General features: G+C 44.1%; 17 protein-coding genes and 1 pseudogene. 14 read left to right on the top strand and 4 right to left on the bottom strand.

The genetic code is table 11. The annotated features are described in order from the left end of the window. Positions 1-150: 150 nt before the first annotated feature. The 3 genes from coaA (at position 151) to IV45_RS06280 (ending at position 3,405) form a co-directional block, all read left to right on the top strand. Positions 151-1,074 (top strand): type I pantothenate kinase, encoded by a 924-nt coding sequence (gene coaA / locus IV45_RS06290; RefSeq protein ID WP_057741655.1) that lies wholly within the window; start codon positions 151-153, stop codon positions 1,072-1,074. A 406-nt stretch (positions 1,075-1,480) separates the two neighbouring features. Further along, complete coding sequence (locus tag IV45_RS06285; RefSeq protein ID WP_057742412.1) at positions 1,481-2,983, top strand: Y-family DNA polymerase; 1,503 nt, start codon at positions 1,481-1,483, stop codon at positions 2,981-2,983. Between the two features lie 2 nt (positions 2,984-2,985). After that, entirely contained in the window at positions 2,986-3,405 is a 420-nt protein-coding gene (locus IV45_RS06280) for a hypothetical protein (protein ID WP_057741653.1), read from the top strand. 44 nt (positions 3,406-3,449) lie between these two features. Here the strand turns inward: IV45_RS06280 and IV45_RS06275 are convergent, their stop codons facing one another. The 3 genes and pseudogenes from IV45_RS06275 to IV45_RS06265 form a co-directional block, all read right to left on the bottom strand. After that, the gene (locus IV45_RS06275; protein WP_057741650.1) at positions 3,450-4,697 is read right to left on the bottom strand and encodes a sensor histidine kinase; all 1,248 of its coding nucleotides are present in this window, start codon (positions 4,695-4,697) and stop codon (positions 3,450-3,452) included. 6 nt (positions 4,698-4,703) lie between these two features. Next, positions 4,704-5,384, bottom strand: coding sequence for a response regulator transcription factor (locus IV45_RS06270; RefSeq protein ID WP_057741649.1), 681 nt, complete (start codon positions 5,382-5,384; stop codon positions 4,704-4,706). A gap of 10 nt (positions 5,385-5,394) precedes the next feature. Next, a pseudogene (locus IV45_RS06265) lies at positions 5,395-6,006 on the bottom strand (GTP pyrophosphokinase). Positions 6,007-6,189: 183 nt separating this feature from the next. On the opposite strand from IV45_RS06265, the gene guaA reads away from it, so the two are divergent. Next, positions 6,190-7,743 (top strand): glutamine-hydrolyzing GMP synthase, encoded by a 1,554-nt coding sequence (gene guaA / locus IV45_RS06260; protein ID WP_057741646.1) that lies wholly within the window; start codon positions 6,190-6,192, stop codon positions 7,741-7,743. A 614-nt stretch (positions 7,744-8,357) separates the two neighbouring features. Here guaA and IV45_RS06255 read toward each other — a convergent pair. Next, positions 8,358-8,939, bottom strand: coding sequence for a DUF4767 domain-containing protein (locus IV45_RS06255; RefSeq protein ID WP_083487288.1), 582 nt, complete (start codon positions 8,937-8,939; stop codon positions 8,358-8,360). 879 nt (positions 8,940-9,818) lie between these two features. Between IV45_RS06255 and IV45_RS06250 the strand changes: the two genes are divergently transcribed. From IV45_RS06250 to IV45_RS06205, 10 genes are all read left to right on the top strand, one after another. Continuing rightward, positions 9,819-10,841 (top strand): LCP family protein, encoded by a 1,023-nt coding sequence (locus IV45_RS06250; protein WP_083487287.1) that lies wholly within the window; start codon positions 9,819-9,821, stop codon positions 10,839-10,841. 13 nt (positions 10,842-10,854) lie between these two features. Further along, positions 10,855-11,649, top strand: coding sequence for a YveK family protein (locus IV45_RS06245; protein WP_057741643.1), 795 nt, complete (start codon positions 10,855-10,857; stop codon positions 11,647-11,649). Between the two features lie 12 nt (positions 11,650-11,661). Then, on the top strand, positions 11,662-12,444 hold the full coding sequence (locus IV45_RS06240) for a CpsD/CapB family tyrosine-protein kinase (RefSeq protein WP_057741641.1): 783 nt from the start codon (positions 11,662-11,664) through the stop codon (positions 12,442-12,444). Beyond that, entirely contained in the window at positions 12,444-13,217 is a 774-nt protein-coding gene (locus IV45_RS06235) for a tyrosine-protein phosphatase (RefSeq protein ID WP_057741639.1), read from the top strand. The genes IV45_RS06240 and IV45_RS06235 overlap by 1 nt, the downstream gene beginning before the upstream one ends. Positions 13,218-13,232: 15 nt before the next feature. Continuing rightward, entirely contained in the window at positions 13,233-14,162 is a 930-nt protein-coding gene (locus tag IV45_RS06230) for an NAD-dependent epimerase/dehydratase family protein (RefSeq protein ID WP_057741638.1), read from the top strand. 14 nt (positions 14,163-14,176) lie between these two features. Continuing rightward, on the top strand, positions 14,177-14,836 hold the full coding sequence (locus IV45_RS06225; RefSeq protein ID WP_083487286.1) for a sugar transferase: 660 nt from the start codon (positions 14,177-14,179) through the stop codon (positions 14,834-14,836). Positions 14,837-14,986: 150 nt separating this feature from the next. Next, positions 14,987-15,835, top strand: coding sequence for a glycosyltransferase (locus IV45_RS06220; protein ID WP_057741633.1), 849 nt, complete (start codon positions 14,987-14,989; stop codon positions 15,833-15,835). A 74-nt stretch (positions 15,836-15,909) separates the two neighbouring features. Beyond that, a complete protein-coding gene (locus IV45_RS06215) occupies positions 15,910-17,055 on the top strand; it encodes a polysaccharide pyruvyl transferase family protein (RefSeq protein WP_057741631.1) in 1,146 nt (381 codons plus the stop codon). 131 nt (positions 17,056-17,186) lie between these two features. Next, a complete protein-coding gene (locus tag IV45_RS06210) occupies positions 17,187-18,182 on the top strand; it encodes a glycosyltransferase family 2 protein (protein ID WP_057741628.1) in 996 nt (331 codons plus the stop codon). A 13-nt stretch (positions 18,183-18,195) separates the two neighbouring features. Beyond that, positions 18,196-19,317, top strand: a complete 1,122-nt coding sequence (locus tag IV45_RS06205) for a glycosyltransferase (RefSeq protein WP_057741625.1) — start codon at positions 18,196-18,198, stop codon at positions 19,315-19,317. Positions 19,318-19,351: the final 34 nt, after the last annotated feature.

The raw sequence follows: 19,351 nt of genomic DNA, 5'->3' as shown, positions 1-19,351 counted from the left end.
CAAGATAAAAACCCAAAATGGGACGGAGAATGCTCCGCCCCATTTTTGTTTTGCACGCCTCGTGATATAGGTAAGGGATAGCGCTCCCATTTCTGAACTGATCATGGTAAGATACACTTTGATACTGATTAAAAGAAAGGGCCCACAGGCATGAACGAATGGTTAAATTATGATCGCTTCGATCGGCAGATATGGCACAGCTTTTTCCCCAGCGACAAGGTCATGCTGACCCAGGAAAATCTGGATGACATCAAGTCGCTGAACGACCGCATCTCGATTTCCGATGTGCAGGAAATTTATCTGCCGCTGATGAAGCTATTGCAGTTACAATATCAGAACTATTTGCAGATGCAGCTGCAACGACAGACGTTTTTGAAGCAGCCGTCGCGCCGGATCCCATACATCATCGGAATTGCCGGCCCCGTTGCTGTGGGGAAGAGTACGACGGCCCGTTTGCTGCAGATCCTGTTGACTCGGTTGATGCCGGACATGCGGGTCGAGTTGATGACGACAGACGGCTTCCTGTACCCCAATGCCGAACTGAAGCGGCGGGGGATTATGGATCGCAAGGGCTTCCCTGAATCCTACGACATGGATAAGCTGGTGACCTTCTTGAACGATGTGAAGGCAGGCAAGGACGAGGTTGACGCGCCGACTTACTCTCACAGCGTGTATGACGTCATGCCCGAAAAGCCGCAGCGGATCATCAAGCCAGATATTCTGATTGTCGAAGGGATCAATGTCTTGCAACTGCCGACCGCCCAGCCAATCTACGTCAGCGACTTTTTTGACTGGTCAATTTATGTCGACGCCGACCCTGAATTGATCCAGCATTGGTACCTGGAGCGGTTCGGCATTCTCTTAGACACAGCCTTCCAAGACCCGAACAATTACTACTACCCATGGGCGCAGGGTGACCGGGATAAAGCCTTCGCCATGGCTAAGGACGTTTGGAAGAAAATCAACCTCGTTAACCTGAAACAGTACATTTTGCCAACCAGGACGCGGGCGGACGTGATCCTGCATAAGACCCACCATCATGTCATCGATCAAGTCTACTTACGTGAAGGTTAACCGGGCGTGTCCTAAAAATTGTTCCGAAATTACTTGTAAGCGCTAACAAAGTATGCTATATTATAGATGTAGCAAAGGTAATCATTTAAATGAGGTGATACCAATGATTAGGATGATACGAGCAGTAATTTAACTGTTGGTCGCTTGGTTTTTGAAATGGAGTGATTCCAATGGGCACATTATCTTAGTCGTGTTTTTGAAGGATCTCATTTTCGAAGTGATACCAATGGGCATTTAGCACATAGTTTGTTGCACTAAGCACATTGTTTATACGTACAGATACCATTAGAAGAGGCGCTAATCCGTCTCTTCTTTTTTGTTGGACGTAAACCAATCATTTGTTCCCCTAATATGTTAAATTAGTAGGGGAAAAGGAGGGATCGTTTTGGCAAGCGAACATACTTACATGGCCATTGACTTGAAATCGTTCTATGCGTCGGTCGAATGCGTTGCCCACAACCTCGATCCCTTGAATGCCAACTTGGTCGTGGCAGATGCCAGCCGCACGGATAAGACGATTTGTTTGGCGGTCTCACCGGCATTGAAGAAGTTTGGTGTTCCCGGGCGGCCACGCCTATTTGAAGTTGAACAAAAGGTGGCGGCCATCAACCGTGAACGCGCAAAGCATGCGAGCTTCCACCATCTGTCCAGCCATAAGTCCATCTACCGGGGCAAACTGTTGAAGTCACCGAATCTGCGCGTCGGATACAAAGTCGTGGTGCCGCGGATGAGCTTCTACATGGAGAAAAGCGCCCAAATTTATGAGATTTACCTGCGCTTCATCAAGCCTGAGCACATCCACGTTTATTCCATCGACGAGGTCCTGATGGATGTGACCGAATACCTGAACGACCACCACATCAGCGCACACGATCTTGCCAAGCAGATCATCACCGAAATCCAGGCTGAGACCGGCATCACAGCGACAGCGGGGATCGGCACCAACCTCTACCTGGCCAAGGTGGCGATGGACATCGTGGCTAAACGGATTCCGGCCGATCAAGATGGGGTCCGGATCGCCCAGATGAATGAACACCAGTACCGGCGCTATCTGTGGGCCCACCAACCCCTGACTGACTTTTGGCGTGTTGGACGGGGCATTTCCAAGCGGCTGGAAAAGCTGGGCCTGCACACGATGGGTGACATTGCCCGTTGCTCACTAGGCAGCTTGTCTGATCCCCAAAACGAAGAAATCCTGTACCGCGAGTTTGGCAAAAATGCCGAGCTGCTGATTGACCACGCCTGGGGCCACGAAACGGCCACCATCGCGGACATTAAGAACTACCATTCGGATGACCATGGCATCTATTCCAGCCAGGTATTGATGAAGCCGACGCCACCCAAGCAGGCTCGTTTAGCGGTGAACGGCATGATCGATGCGCTGGGACTAGACCTGGTCAAACGCCATGCGGTGACGGATCATGTTGGCCTGGTTTTGGATTACGATGTGCAGAGCCTGCGGAGTGCACCCAGTTATCAGGGCCCGATCACGACCGATTTCTATGGGCGGCGGGTGCCGAAACCAACCCATAACCATTTGAAATTGCGGGTGCCGACCTCGTCATCTGCCGAATTGCGGCCGATCTACCTGGCTTTGTTCGATCAGACGGTTAACTCCCAGTTGCTGATCCGGCGGGTAACCCTGACGGCCACGCACTTGGTTGATGAAGATGCCGCGGCCAAGGAGACCCAGTACTCGCAAACAAGTCTGTTCGAAGACCCGCACGAGGCAGAACAGCAGGATCAAGTGGCTGCCGAAAAACGCAAAAAGGACCGTCAGCTGCAAGAGACGATCCTGAAATTGCAAAAGAAGCTGGGCGATAAAAACATTGTGCTCCGCCTGTCCGACATTGAGCCGGGCGCTAATACCAAGGAGCGTAACAATCAGATTGGGGGTCACCGCGCTTAGTTATGGACGAAAAAGAAGTCATTGAACGCAAATTATTCAGCGATACCAGTCGTTACAACGACATCATTGACCGGCCTTATCAGCATTCGCGGGCGCATTTGCCGATGACCAACGAGGACCGGGCGATGCAGTTCTCACCGTTTGCGGCCTTGACCGGTTTCAATGGCCTGATTCGCGAACGGGCGGTCAATTACAAGCACAAACAATACTTGTCCGCAGCGCAGCAGGCAGCGATTCGCCAACAGCTGCAGGTCGGCCGTACCCTTGTTTTCGATTACTTTGATGGTCAATCCGGATATTACCAGGAGATTCGCGGCACCATCAAAAAGATTGTTCCCCAGCGCGGCCGCTTGTGGCTGACCGACGGTGACTCGCTGGTGATCGCCAGCATTCGCGCAGTGCGATTGGCTAATCACGAGTAACAATGAAAAAAACCAGGACTGCTAAAGAGCTAGTCCTGGTTTTCTTATGCTTTCAGAGTCACGATGAAACTGATCATGCCGTTGCTGTACTTGGCTTTGATCTTGCCATGGAAGTCGGCAACAATTCGCTGGGCCATGGAAAGACCAATGCCGAAGCCGGTCTGCCCCTTGACTTGGTGGGCGGTGTCGGCCCGGTAGAAGCGCTCGAAGAACTTACTGTAGTCGACGTCAGCACCCTTGGCATAGGAGTTAGTGACGCTCAGGGTGACGGCGCGCGACCGCTTGTTACGGTGGAGGTTGACGAAGATCTTGCCGTTCTCGTCACAGTACTTGTTGGCGTTGTCGAGCAGGATGTTGATCAACTCGGTGAAACGGTTCTCGTCGGCCTTGACGGTGAGCTTTTGTTGAATGTCGGTCTTGAAAGTGAAGCCGCTCTGTTGGATGACCGGCTTGAAGCTGTCGACGACCTGGTTAGTGATGGCACTGGCGTCCAGTTCGACGATGTGCAGGTCGGGCTGTTCACCGATCTTGGCCAGGGCAATCAGGTTGTTGATTAGGTGGGTGAGGCGCGCAACCTGTTGCTTGTTGCTCTTCGTCCATTCGTTCTCGCCGTCGAGCAGCTCCTGCATTTCGGTGTTGGCTGAGATGACGGTCAGTGGTGTCTTCAATTCGTGGCCGGCGTTGCTGATGAATTCACGCTGGCGGATTTCGCCTTCAACGACCGGCTTGATAGCCCGCCTTGAAAAGATCGCTAGAACGATGGTGTACATGACCATCACGATGATTCCCAGCCAGATGGCAATTTTGGCCAGGTCCTTGCTTCTTTGCTCCAGTAGGGATTCGTCGAGGAAAACGATGATGGTGGCTTTAGCTTTATGCTTCACCTGGTAGGCGTACATCGTCTTGTTGAAGTAAATCTGCCCCTTATCTTGGTGACGGGAGTATGCCCGCTGCGCGATACTAACGATGTCTTGCGGGCTTACCGTGAAGATGTGCTGGTTGTCGATCTGCTGAACCTTGCCCTTTTTTGACAACTGTGCCGAGAAGAAGCGGTATTGATAAATTCCTTCGCGCGATTGCTGAGGAGTTAAGAAGGGGCGGTCATGGTTGTTGTCGCTGAACGATGGCGAAATCTGACCGTCGTTTTCTACCAGCATGTTGAGGACGCTGTTGACCTCTTGGTGGGAGCGGTAGGCGGCCACGCCATAAATGCTGCCCACGATCGTCGCGAGGACGACCAGCAAGGAAAAGCCGGCAATCAGGATGAATTTGCGCTGTAGTCGCTTGATCATCGTCCATCACTCCTTTGCGGGTTTGGTGATTTTGAACGGACCGCCCTTTGCCCCACTGATGGTGACACTGGAATTGACGGCCGCCAGCTTTTGTCGCAGGTAGGAAATGTTGATCCAGAGGTCTTCTGCGTCGGCGTGTTCGTCATCGTCGTCCCAGGTCTGGTTCAACAACTGGTCCACGGAAAGCTCCTTGTTGGCGTTCAAAATCATGTACTGCAGCAGGCGGGTTTCCTTGTTGGTCAGGCTGATGGAATTGTGGCTTTCCAGCACCTGTTCGTGGTCGTTCAGGGTGAGGTCGCCGAATTCCAGCACATTGCTGTCCATCTCGTTGTTGCGGCGATCAAGCGACCGTAAACGGGCCAGCAATTCCTTCAAAGAGAAGGGCTTGGTCAGGTAATCGTCGGCTCCGGCGTCCAACCCGGTCACTTTGTCGTCAACTTCGGACAACGCCGTCAGCATCATGACGTAGGTTCGGTCACCGCTTTTCCGAATCTCTTTCAAAGCGTCGATCCCGTTTTTGACCGGCATCATGATGTCCAAAATCATCACGTCGTAGGGATTCTTCTTCGCGTAATCAACCGCTTCCTGGCCGTTTTCCACGGAATCAACCGTGTAGCCGCTCTTGGTCAAGGCCAAGCTGATGACATGATTCAATTGCTTTTCGTCTTCTGCTAATAGAATGCGCATATGAATCCTCCTAGTCGTTTTCGTGGATCAATTGCCGGATGGTTTGCATCTCAACGTCGCAAGAGGCCAGTTGTTCGGCACAGCGTTTCAATTCGCGGCCGATCCGTTCTGGGTCCTTCAAATGGTGCTTGTACTTCATTTCGTGTTCCAAACTGGCCCAAGAGTCCATAGCGATCGTCCGTAACTGGATTTCCACGAAGTAGTGGCCTGGCTTATTCCCGTCAACATCTTCGTAGGGTGTGGTCACGTCCAGAATCAGGTGGTAGCTCCGGTAGCCATTTGGTTTGGCATTTTTGATTTAGTCTTTTTCCTTCACCACGGAGCACCAATCCGCCTGCCGCAGTAACTGCAAGTCGCGGTCGATGTCGTCGATGAAGTTGCAAACGATGCGGATGCCAATCGCATCATGACACTTGCGCAGTGCCGACTCGGTCGATACAGAGTAGCCTTTGCGTTGGCATTTCTCGACCATGCTGTCGTTAGCTTTCACCCGGCCAATTAAATGTTCGTACAATTTGGGTTGACCGGCAGCGACCGTTTGCTGGTTTAAGCTGCGGATGTGATCTTCGACGTCGTTCATGATTGCGGTTAACGAAGCGGCATATTTTCCATAAATATCCATCAAACAGACTCCTTTTGTTGATTAACCTTATAATAGGTTCATTATTTCGGTAACTGTTTGCCTATTATTTTAACAAAAGTGAAGAATTATGAGCGCCTAAAAGGGTAATTGACCTGTCTCACGAACGACCGTACAATAGTCTTAGTTTAGCTGATTTTAGTTCACAATAAAGGAGTGGGAGAAGTGGCAAACGCGAATCTGGACCAATTCGATAAGATCATCGTCCTCGACTTTGGTAGTCAGTACAACCAATTGATTACCCGACGGATCCGGGACTTTGGTATCTATTCCGAATTGAAGTCTCATAAGCTTACCGCCGCCGAAATAAAGAAGATGCACCCGAAAGGCATCATCTTCTCTGGCGGCCCAAATTCCGTTTATGACAAGGGCGCTTTTACGGTTGACCAAGATATCTATAAATTGGGTATTCCGATTTTAGGGATCTGTTACGGGATGCAGCTGATGTCATATAACCTTGGTGGCAAGGTCGAAGGCGCGGATGATTCCGAATACGGACGTGCCGACATCGAAGTGACTGATGACAATGCCGCATTGTTCAAGGGATTGCCGAAGAAGCAGTATGTATGGATGAGTCACGGTGACCGGGTAACCAAGGCTCCGGATGGCTTTAAGGTTGTGGCTACCAGCAAGAACTGCCCAATTGCCGCTATTGCTGACGACCAGCGCAAGATTTACGGCCTGCAGTTCCATACTGAAGTCCGTAACACTGAGTACGGCCTGGACATCCTGAAGCGGTTTGCTTTTGACGTTTGTGGCGCCAAAGCTAACTGGTCAATGGACGACTTCATTGACATGCAGGTTGAGCATATCCGCAAAGAAGTCGGCGACAAGAAAGTCATCCTCGGCCTGTCCGGCGGTGTTGATTCCAGTGTTACGGCCGTCCTGCTGCACAAGGCCATTGGCGACCAGCTGACTTGTATCTTCGTTGACCACGGTCTGTTGCGGAAGAACGAAGCCGACCAGGTCATGAACGCTTTGAACCGCGACCTCGGTGTTAACATCATCAAAGTCGACGCTTCCAAGCGCTTCTTGGGCAAGCTGAAGGGCGTTACCGACCCAGAAAAAAAGCGGAAGATCATCGGTGCCGAATTCGTGAATGTCTTCCACGAAGAAGCCCAGAAGATCAAGGATGCTGAATTCTTGGCCCAAGGGACCCTGTACACGGACGTTATCGAATCCGGGACTGACACTGCCAAGACGATCAAGTCCCACCATAATGTTGGTGGCTTGCCGAAGAAGCTTGGCTTTAAGCTGATTGAACCGCTCCGTTCCCTGTTCAAGGATGAAACCCGTGAATTGGGTGAGAAACTGGGCATTCCGCACGAACTGGTTTGGCGGCAGCCATTCCCAGGTCCTGGTCTGGGGATCCGGGTTATTGGTGAAATCACTCCGGAAAAGCTGCAGATTGTGCGTGATTCCGACGCCATTCTCCGTGAAGAAATTGCCAAGGCCGGCTTGGACCAGAAGATTTGGCAGTACTTCACCGTTTTGCCGGGAATTCGATCCGTTGGTGTCATGGGCGATAACCGGACCTACGATTATGCCGTCTGCATTCGGGCCGTCACCTCAATCGATGGAATGACCGCCGACTTCGCCAAGATTCCGTGGGATGTTTTGCAAAAGATTTCCGTACGGATCGTCAACGAGGTCGATCACGTCAACCGAATCCTTTACGATGTCACGAGCAAACCGCCTTCGACTATTGAGTACGAATAATTTCGTACTTTAAAGTAAGGGACTAAGAGCATTTACTCCTAGTTCTTTGTTATAATACAGTCATCAAGAGTATTATGCCGGTGTGCAAAATGGTTTCAGTTCGTTACTTAAACCGAACCGGTTGTGGGCGCTTAAAAGGCGTCCTTTTTTGGCAAAAAAACAGCGCCCATCAATCGACAGGCGCTGAAACTATTACTTGAATAGTTTATGGATTAGTTTTTTTATGTGCTTACTAGGCACAACAATAATGAAAAGGAACCAATGTCCCATAGGAGTCACCTCCCATTGCACATGGTTTAAGTGGGAGCTGCCCACCCGATGTGCAACAATAATTTTAACATAGCTAATATGTGTTATAATAAGATTACAATAATGAAAAGGCCGGTGTGCAAAATGGTATTGAGGTAGCTCCTCAATATCGAACCGGTTGTGGGCGCTTAAAAGGCGTCCTTTTTTATTACGTAAAAAAGGCATTGACTTGAAGAAATCATTCTCAAGCCAATGCCTTTTCATGTAGGGCTTATAACAGCTGGTGCAGCCGCAGGAAGTATATTCTAGTTAAACGAAACTTTTCGTAATTAGCACTAGTGCCGTTAGCTAATTAGCTGGGCGAACTAGAAGTCACCGTTTGCAATCTTGGCAAAGTTGTTGGCAACGTCGGCGTTCTTGGTTGGTGTCCAATCTGCCGTCCCATTAGTGCTTTGGTCGACCAGTGCGACGGGTTGACCATCGTGGAATGCAAAAGCGTAAGTGATGTGAGTGGCAGCGTTGCCTGGACGATCGTAATTGTAAATCGCCACAACATTATATGAGTAAGGGCCCTTGCCGGATGGTGCCCAGCCGATGGAATCGTTGGTGCCGTTGACCGTGGTCTTGTTGAAATCGCTCGGGTATTCCATGCCTGACTTGGTGCGGATGTTCCCTTGGCCGCTGTACTTCTGGTATGACTGATGCATGCTTGGTGCCCAGTCGTTAATGAATTGTTCGAGTTTCTGATCTTTGCTGTCGTTCCATAAAGTTGTAGATTGTTTCTTGTTCACCGTTGACGATGATGATTGATTAACTGGCGCCGACGATTGTTCGCTGGAACTAGCAGTTTTACCGTGCTTGGTCGGTGAGCTGTTTGTGCAACCTGATAGGATCAGACCCGCTACTAATAACAGGCCCATTGAATGCAGTAAACGATTTGCTTTCATATTTTCCTCCCAAATTATAATAGACAACCATTTATGCAAATAGCCAAACCTCATTAAAGTATAAATATCGGCATTTATCAAATTTATTTTTAAATAATTTCATGTAATTGTCTACTAACTCGAGACAAAATGTAATATAAATTGCAGAAATGTTTAGAAAGGGAACAATTTCCCAGAGTTGTATCAACAATTCTGGACGACGAATGGAGGACTCTATTTGGAGCCCTCCATTTTTTGTACATTGAAAGAACAAAAGCCAGTCAGTTAGTCGTTTCATCAGCGAGATTCCGAACAAGCCACAGTCAACCCAGCCGTAGCCACTATTTGACCTGAGTCCGAAAGCGCCTACATGGCAGGCTTTTTGACCTTATCAATAGATAAATTGAAAAAATATTTATCCAAAATTTTACCGGATCAGGAAGCATTCAGGGATGATAATTCCTTTTACCAGGAGACGGAAAGGGCGATTTACTTGACTTTCTGTCTACTTTGGGAACTAGTCAATTGATAACTGTTTATTTAATATGACAAATAAATTCATTAAGTCGATTTGAAAAAACACTGGGATCCGGGTAATATTAATACTAATGTTCATACTTGGGTATAGTTCGGACAGGTACATATTTAATTATCAATGCAATATCAGATTATGGTCGGAAATTGCCGATTAGTTATTTTGAGGTAAATTTTGCGACCTAGTTATAGATATTCGAAAGTCGATTACCAACGGCTTTTTTATTTTGCTGACTTGTAGTTGACAAGCGTCGATCAATTGGCAGGCATTCCAGTCGCGCCAAGCTTGTTAACCACCGCCAAGTCAGCATAAATTGTTTTTGCAATCAATGTCTATATATAGACGCGCATAGGAGAGAATCACAAATGCCAGAAAATGAAGATACAAAAGATGAGGTGGCTAATCAGCAACCGCTGAATGAACAAGTTGTTCATCATCACCATCACCACCATCATCATCATCATCACCGTCATCATCGGCGGCGGATGCTGAAGAAGGTCTTTTGGTGGACGTTTGGCCTGTTACTTTTGTTGGCGATCTTTTTTGCAGCCAGTGCTTGGCGCAATCTCAAAGTGACCACCAACGACATGTACAACAGCGCCGGTATTGCCAAGCAACGCAATACTGATAAGCTTCTCGCCGAAAAGCGGCCTGTGTCAATTCTCTTGCTGGGGACTGATACCGGTGCGCTGGGCCGGAATTACAAGGGGCGAACCGATACCATGATGATCATGACCGTCAATCCGCAGAAGAAGACGACCACGATCGTCAGTCTGCCGCGGGACATGAAGGTGAACCTCCCTGGCTATGCGGACGAATCACCGGCCAAGATCAATGCTGCCTATACCTATGGCGGCGTCAAGGAAAGTGTCAAGGTCGTTCGCCAGCACTTCAATATTCCGATTGACTACTATGTCTTAGTCAACATGGGCGGTTTGGAGAAGGCGATCAACCAAATTGGCGGCGTGGATGTCAAGTCACCACTGACCTTCACCTACGATGGTGCTTCGTTTAAGAAGGGCCAGACCTACCACTTGAATGGCACCAACGCATTGAAGTTCAGCCGGATGCGTTACGACGACCCGCAAGGCGATTACGGACGGCAACAGCGGCAACGGTTAATTGTGACCGCGTTGTTGAAGAAGTCCATTTCCTACAAAGCCGTACTAAACCGGAAATTCTTGAAGTCCATTTCTGACAGTTCACAGACGGACTTGACCTTTAAGAACATGATTGCATTAGCCAAGAACTACTGGAAAGCCAATGCCAAGGTAATTCAGGACCACGCCCAAGGTAAGGGCCAAAAATATGACGGCCAGGACTTTGAAGTGGTCTCCAATACGGAGCAGGAACGGATCACCGACCTGCTGCAGAAGAGTTTGAAATAATAAGGAGTAGACAATGACGGATTCTCAAAAGGAAGTAACCAATACAATTGACCTTCACCGGTTATTGATGCTGATCCGCAGCAATGTCCGGTTGTTGATCTTGTGGACAGTCTTGATGGGGGTGCTGGGCTTTGCCGTTGCTAAGTTTGTCGTTACCCCAAAGTACACCGCCAATACCGAAATCCTGGTTAACCAAAAGCATAGCAGCAACAATAACGGCCAGGCTTACAACAATCAGCAGGCCGATGTGCAGATTATCAACACTTATAAGGACATCATCACAAACAGTGTGATCCTGAAGCAGACCAGCAGCCAGTTGAACAATAGCAGCAGCGTGGCCGAGAAGTATGGCCGCAACTACAACATGTCGGTTAGCCAGCTGAAGAAGGGTATCAAGATCAGCAACAAGCAAAACTCGCAGGTCTTCTCTGTGGCGGTCACCACCGATGATGCGAAGAAGTCCGCGGCGACGGCCAACACGATTGCGTCGGTCTTCAAGAAGCGGATCAAGAAGATGATGAGCGTGAACAACGTGACGATTGTTTCACAAGCCACCGAGCCGAATGCGCCTTCTTTCCCGAATGTTAAGCTGTTCACCCTGGCCGGAGCGGTCTTAGGTCTCTTAGCTTCCCTGATCTACCTGATCATCAAGGAACTGCTGAACACGACGATCAATTCCGATGACTTTATGACCGAAGAATTAGGATTGACTAACTTGGGTCACATTGATTACATCCACCTCGACCGGAGTTCAGCCAAGATTAACGAAAACCTGCGGACACACTCACGCAGCGAACGACGGGTTTAAGGAGGCAAGGAAATGTCAATATTATCAACATTATTATTTGACCGGAAAAAGAAAAACTCGACGGACACGATCGATAACGGGGTCAAATTAATTACCGCCGTCCACCCGAAGAGCATTATTTCTGAACAATTCCGGACAATCCGGACCAACATTGACTTCATGGCAATCGACAAGCAGATTCGGACGCTGGCCTTTACCTCCGCAAATGTCTCTGAAGGGAAGTCGACGGTGACCGATAACATCGTCGTTGTGTTTGCCCAAAATGGTCAGCACGTTTTGTTGGTTGACGCGGACTTGCGGCGGCCAACCTTGAGTAAGTCCTTCGGTGTCGATAACCGCCAAGGGCTGACTTCGATCCTGACGAGCCGGGTTCAGTCAATTGACTTGAGCCAGATCATTAAGCCTAGTGGTATCCAGAATCTGGATGTGCTGCCAAGCGGGCCGATTCCGCCGAACCCAGCTGAATTACTGGCTTCTCAGCGGATGCAGGCATTCCTGGACGCTGTGAAACAAAACTACGACATGGTGATCTTGGATGTACCGCCGATGCTAGAAGTCACTGATACGCAAGTGCTTTCGCATAGCTTGGACGCTGTGGTGATGGTCATTCGCCAAGGACGGACGCAAAAGATGGCTGCCCGGCGCTCGGTCGAATTACTGCACATGGCACACGCCAACCTGTTGGGCTACGTTATGAACGCCGCCGACAGTAAAGCGGATGCCGGATATGGCTACGGCTATGGGTATGGTTACGGCTACGGTTATGGATATGGCTACGGTGAAGGTGAGAAGTAATGGTGATGGTAGACCTACACTGCCACTTATTGCCAGGAGTTGATGATGGCTCCAAGAGCATGGAAATCTCGTTGCGCCTGGCCCGTGAAGCTACAGAAAATGGGATCACTCATGCTCTATTGACACCGCACCACATGAATGGCCGCTATGTCAATCACAAGCAAGATGTGATCCAGCTGACCAAGGAATTTCAAGAGCAGCTGAAATTGCATGGCATTGACTTGACCGTCTTTCCAGGTCAGGAAGTACGAATCAACGGTAATCTGTTGGCAGCCTTGGACAAGAACGACATTTTGTTTGCGGATGCTGGCGGCCGTTACCTGATGCTGGAATTTCCGGATGATGATGTGCCACATTACACCAGTCGGATGATCTTCGACTTGCAGCAGCGTGGGATCACACCGGTTATCGTTCACCCAGAGCGAAACACGATGATCATGAAAAAGCCCGATCTCCTGTACGGATTGCTGGAGAAAGGCTGCTTGTCACAGATTACGGCGAGTTCGTATGTAGGAACCTTTGGCAAGAAGGTTGAGAATTTCAGCCGGCAGTTGATCGCAGCGGGTCAAGGCTATGTCTTCGCTTCGGATGCTCATGATTTGCCGGGGCGGAAATATGAGATGCGACAGGCATTTGAAAGGCTGACTGAGGAATTCGGCCGTAATTTGGCAGATCGGTATGCCGCAAATGCCAAGTCAATTATTAATGGGGATGACGTACCGCTGAATCCGGTGCGTCCTGTGAAGAAACATAAAAGGTTTTGGTTGTTTTAGATAGGAGAGTTTAACGTGTCAAGGGTATTAATAACTGGGGGAGCTGGATTTATAGGATCCACTTTAGCGCATCGATTAGTAAAGAATAATGAAATCACAGTTGTTGATGATCTTTCGATGGGTAAGAAAGAAAACCTTGCGGACATCGATGTTAATTTTATCCAGCATGATGTTTGTGATCATGAATTCATGCATCAATTGCTAGATAATGGCAAGTTTGACTATATTTATTATTTAGCTGCAGTTTCTAGTGTGGCAGATTCTGTCAAACGTCCATTAAGAACACATAAGGTTAATCAAGAATCCGTTATTGATACGCTTGAATATATAAGGAAGCAGAAATTATCGTTGAAGAAGTTTCTTTTCACTTCTTCGGCGGCTGTATATGGCAACCTTCCTGATTTTCCTAAAAAAGAGAGTTCACATGTGCAGCCTTTGACTCCATATGCAGTTGATAAGTATGCATCCGAACGCTTTACGATCGATTATGGGAGACTGTATGGTTTACCCACAGTTGCAGTACGCTTTTTTAATGTCTATGGTCCGAGACAAAACCCTGATTCACCATATTCTGGCGTTCTATCAATTGTGACGAAGTGTTTAAAGCAAAAGAAACCATTTACTATCTACGGTGATGGTTCTCAAACCCGTGATTTTATATACGTTGAAGATGTGGTAAATGCAATGATAAAGATTGCCACAGAAACAAAATCACCGACCGTTTACAACATTGCAAATGGAAATGAGACACCATTAATTGACGTGATTCATACATATGAAAAGATTACTGGTATTAAGTTAAATATTATTCGCAAAAAAACTCGGCAAGGAGATATTGATAAGTCAAAAGCTGATGTCTCTAAACTTAGACAAATTGGGGTCAAGCCAAAATGGTCGCTCCAAGATGGTTTAACTAATTATTGGGAGTATTTGTCGAATAATTAATTGGGAGAATTGTTGTGCAGAATTCATTAAAGGACACTCATCAATCAGATCAAACTTATACATTTCTTGAACATATTGGTAAACCAGTTCCAAAATCAAAATTAATCGGTAAAAGAGTTTGTGATATCATTTTTGGCACAATTTTTGGTATCGTTAGTCTACCGATTATTCTTTTTTTCGGCATTGCAATAAAACTAACGTCTAAAGGGCCGGTGTTTTTTAAGCAGAAGCGTGTTGGCTATATGGGGTGTCCTATTATGATTACAAAGCTACGTTCAATGCGTAACGATGCGGAAAAGAAAACAGGAGCTGTTTGGGCAAAAAAGGATGATCCACGAGTTACTCCTGTTGGTCGATTTATGCGAAAAACACGTATTGATGAATTGCCCCAATTTTGGAACATTGTCAAAGGAGACATGAGTTTAGTCGGTCCTCGTCCAGAACGATTTATCCTTACTCAAGAGTTTTACGAGAAGTGGCCTGACTTTCCTCAACGCTTACGAATTATCCCCGGTTTAACCGGCTATGCACAAATTCATGGTGGGTATGATCTTAAACCAAATGAGAAGTGCAAGCTGGATATTTATTATATTGATCACTATTCGTTGAAGAATGATTTTAGTATTGCTTTAAAAACTATTCGGATTATCTTCACCGGTAATGGGGCACGATAAAAGTCTTTGCCCAAATTGAAACAAGTGACTTTCAATAGCAACAATTAAGAATAATATATGACTAAAGATTTTTTGTTAGTGATAGTTCTTAAGAGTAAGACCATTTAAGCTAGGTATTAATGATGAAAATGAAAGTAGGGACAATTAAATATGAAGAAGAAAGAGCTAGATAATTATCCTGACTTTTCTGTTTTGATGTCGGTTTATGAAAAAGAAAATTATCATTTTTTAGACCAAGCACTGGATAGCATTGAAAATCAAACTGTCGTACCAACTGAAATTGTCTTGGTTGAAGATGGACCAATTTCAAATGAATTAGAAAAAGTAGTCGATAATCATCGAACAAATTTTGCTAACACATTCAAAGTAGTTAAATCTATTCGCAATCAAGGATTAGGAGCATCTCTCCGTCTAGGAACTGAATTTGTTTCAACTAACTGGATTGCACGGATGGATAGCGATGATATTAGTGTTTCTAATCGTTTTGAACTTCAGTTAAAAGAAATTATTAAAAATCCTGGATTGGCAGTTATTGGTGGACAAATCCAAGAGTTTTCAAGGGACCCGTCAATTATAGTTGGCTATCGTAAAGTACCAACATCTGAACCTTCATTAAGGCGATTTATTAAATGGCGAAGTCCCTTTAATCATCCTTCGGTAATGTTAAATAAAGCCATTTTAAATAGAGTTGGCGGATATATTCCCTATGGTAATTTAGAGGATTATTATTTGTGGGCTCGAATAATAGTTAAGAATTATCCTGTTAAGAATATAGACAAAATCTTACTTAAGATGCGTGTAGATGAAGGAATGTACCAGCGAAGAGGAAAGAATTCCAACATAAGGTATTTTTATGCTTTACGCAAATTTTTATTTAATAACGGTATCATAAATTTACGTGAAAGAATTATTGGTGATTGGATTATGGCTGTGAATATTCTAATGCCTGGTTGGTTAAGAAAAAATATTTATCAGCACATTCTTCACAAGGGCAAATAATTAATTTTTGTGAGGATGATTCTGATTTAAAATTGGTCAATCGGTTGGTACAAGTTAACAAGGAGGCATTTCAAATGAGAATTGGGTTAGTCACTTTGTATAGGGGCTACAACTATGGAACAAGCTTGCAAGCATATGCTTTGAAAACTTATCTTGAAAACTTAGGTTATGAAACAGATATCATTTGGAAACGTGAAAGTGCCCACTCAGGTCGCGACATTAGACTTGAAAAAATATTTCGAATGTGTAAACGATCGATTTTTAGGCCTAAATTATTCAAAGAAACTGTTAAAGGTTACTTAGGAAACTTTCACAACGCACCTTCGAAGAAAATAAAGCAAAAATATTTAGATTTTACAGAACAAAAATTGAAAGTCCATGCTTTATCTAATAAACAGTTAAAAGAATTTGCTGCTTCTCCTAAGACTCTCGCTGTAGTATGTGGTAGTGACCAGATTTGGAAAGTAAACGCCGCAAATGTTGACCCAATGTTCTATTTACAATTTGTTCCAAAAGAAAAGCGTGTAGCATATGCACCAAGTTTTGGAGGTTCTTCTGTACCAAACTATAATAAAAAGATTATCTCTAAATATCTTAAATCAATACCTTATATATCTGTTAGAGAGAAGAGCGGGATTGATGTGGTATATCAGCTTACTGGTAGGAAAGTTGAATCAGTTATCGATCCAACACTATTGATGGACTGGCATGAACTGATTAAGCCTAGCAAAGAAGACTACATTCTCCTATATTTTTTGGATGAACCTTCAGACCTTGTCTTGAAAAAAATTGTTAAAGTAGCCCAAAAAAAGCACTTGAAAATATATGCTATTCCGCATCAATTTGATAAATATGACAAGTATCCAGAGATTCAGTTGAAATCAGTAGGGCCTATGGAGTTTCCTTCAATAATTGCCAATGCAAGTTGTGTATATACTGATTCATTTCATGGGACAGCATTTTCAGTCAATTTAAATAGTCCTTTTATGACGTTTCAACGTAACTATAAATCTTTTAAGAGTCAGTCATCGAGAATTACTAATTTCTTAGAACTATTAGACTTAAGTACTCAATATATTACGTTACAACAGCAAACAAGTTTTAATCCGGATTTTCCTCAATTAGATTTTGGTAAAGTTAATCGAGAAATTAAAAAGCAACGTGAGAAATCGTATAAGTACTTAACTGGTGCTCTCCGCGATATAAGGGTTCGTAGCTGACCTCAGCAGCACAATTTAATCATTTTAAAACTAATCTGTATTTTTATACGTAACACGATGATAAATCTAGTTAGCTAAATTATTGATTGGGTAATTAAAAAGTAATTTTAAGCAAATGGTGAAGTTAAACAATGGAAAAAGACTTAATTTCAGTAATAATTATTTCCTATAATATTGAAAAATATATTTCCAAATGTATAAAGAGTGTTGAGAAACAAGACTATACGAATCTAGAAATTATTGTTGTTGATGATGGCTCAACAGACGAGACACCTAAGATTATTCAAAGTATGGCTTCGGAAGATAGCAGGTTGCGTTTTTTTTGCAAAGAAAACGGTGGTCCGAGTTCTGCAAGGAATTATGGCTTAGATGTTTCAAAAGGTAAATATGTCTTATTTGTTGATGGTGATGATTACGTTGCAAAAGATTATGTCAGTTATCTATATAAACTGATAATAAATAACAACTCGGAGTTTGCATTTTCCAGAAATTTGTTTTCTAGTAAAAAGCAACAACAAATTACAGAAGATAAAATAAAAGTTTTAACGCCTGAACAAGCTACCGCTTTGTTAATGTCGACTACAGTAGTAGTTAGTAGCTATAATAAAATTTACAGTTCTTCCTTATTAAATAAACATAAAATAAGGTATAACGAAAAACTTTTTTATGGGGAAGGACTTTCCTTTATAACAACGGTTTCGCAATTAGCGAACAATGTTTGTGTTGGAGATAGAAGAGTGTATTTTTATAGGAAAAATAACTATGATTCTGCAACTACCGCCTTCAATATTCAAAAGATAATAAATGGCGAGAAATCGATTTTTATGATTAAAGATAATCTTATTTTAAGTAGTAAGATGATTGACGACATGATTACTTTACATTTGGCAGTATATTATCTTGGTGCATGTGTAAATCTTATAAATCATAATCAGAAATCTAAATATAAAGCTGAATATAAAAGATGGATGCATTATGTAAGAGTACATCTGCCGAGTTTACTTGCTAACTCAAATGTTTCGCTGTATAGAAAATGTATGTTAATTGGTGGTACATGTTTTCCTCTTTTGATTGCTAAGTTAGATATTATTCGAAGAAAACGAATAATTAATAATAGCTATAATTAATAATGAGGGCATAATGATAGATCATAAAATAAAAGTACTATTTCTCGTAGGAAATTTACGTCCCGCAAATGGCGTTACTAGCTTTGCCATGACTTATTTTCGTAATATAAATCATGACAAAATTAAGATAGATTTTGCTTTACTTAATGACGTAAAAACTCCTTACTATAAAGAAATACTGGACGCTGGTAGTAAAATTTTTATTCTTCCGTCAATAAAGCAAATAAATAAGCATTTAAAAAAATGCGAGCAAATTTTAGAAGAAAATAATTATGATATTATTCATGATAATCTTTTAATTTCGTCAATTCCAATGATGTTTACTGCTTATAAAGATAAGGTGCCTGTAAGAATTTTACAAAGTCATAACACAGAATTAAGTTCGGTTAAGTGGAAAGAAAAGCGAAATCGAATATTGCTACCCTTGCTTAAAGGATTAAGTAATGCTTATTTTGCATGTGGGAAAGATGCTGGTAAAGCAATGTTTGGCAAATCCCATTTTAAGGTTATTCCTAATGCGATTTCGTTTACTAACTCCTTTTTCGATAATCAAGTTAGAGAGCACATTAGAGAAAAATATAATTGTAAAGATAAAATAATTATTGGAACCGTTGGAAGACTTTCTTTACAAAAAAATCCTTTTTTTGCTATAAAAGTTATTAAACATTTAGTTGAAAAGAATTCAAACATTCAATATTGGTGGATTGGTAGTGGGGAACTAGATAAACAGGTGCAAGCATATATAGATGATAATCACCTTAATAAGTATATAAAGTTATTTGGTAGTCGCAATGATGTTTCCTCACTGTATCAAGCGATGGATGTTTTTTTCTTGCCATCATTATTTGAAGGATTACCTATTACGGCAATTGAAGCGCAAGCGTCTGGATTGCCTTGTGTTATTTCTGATTCGGTAACTAAAGAGCTAGTATATACAAATCTTGTTAAATTTCTCTCTTTAAAAGAGTCCACAACTGCTTGGGAAAATGGATTAATAAAACAGTCTAACCGTAAAATAAATAGAGAAAAGTATCAAAATTCTTTGATGAAGAGCCCTTTCTATTCGCCTAATGCCGCTACAAGACTCTCAAATTATTATCGTGAGTTAATTAAAGGTTTCTTTAGAGAAAGATAAATATCAATGTTTAAAGATCTTGTTTATTTTATAT

This window comes from Limosilactobacillus secaliphilus, assembly GCF_001437055.1.
In the GTDB taxonomy this organism is placed as follows: domain Bacteria; phylum Bacillota; class Bacilli; order Lactobacillales; family Lactobacillaceae; genus Limosilactobacillus; species Limosilactobacillus secaliphilus.
The sequence above is the reverse complement of the archived record's forward strand: the minus strand, read 5'-3'. Positions and strand labels throughout refer to the sequence as shown.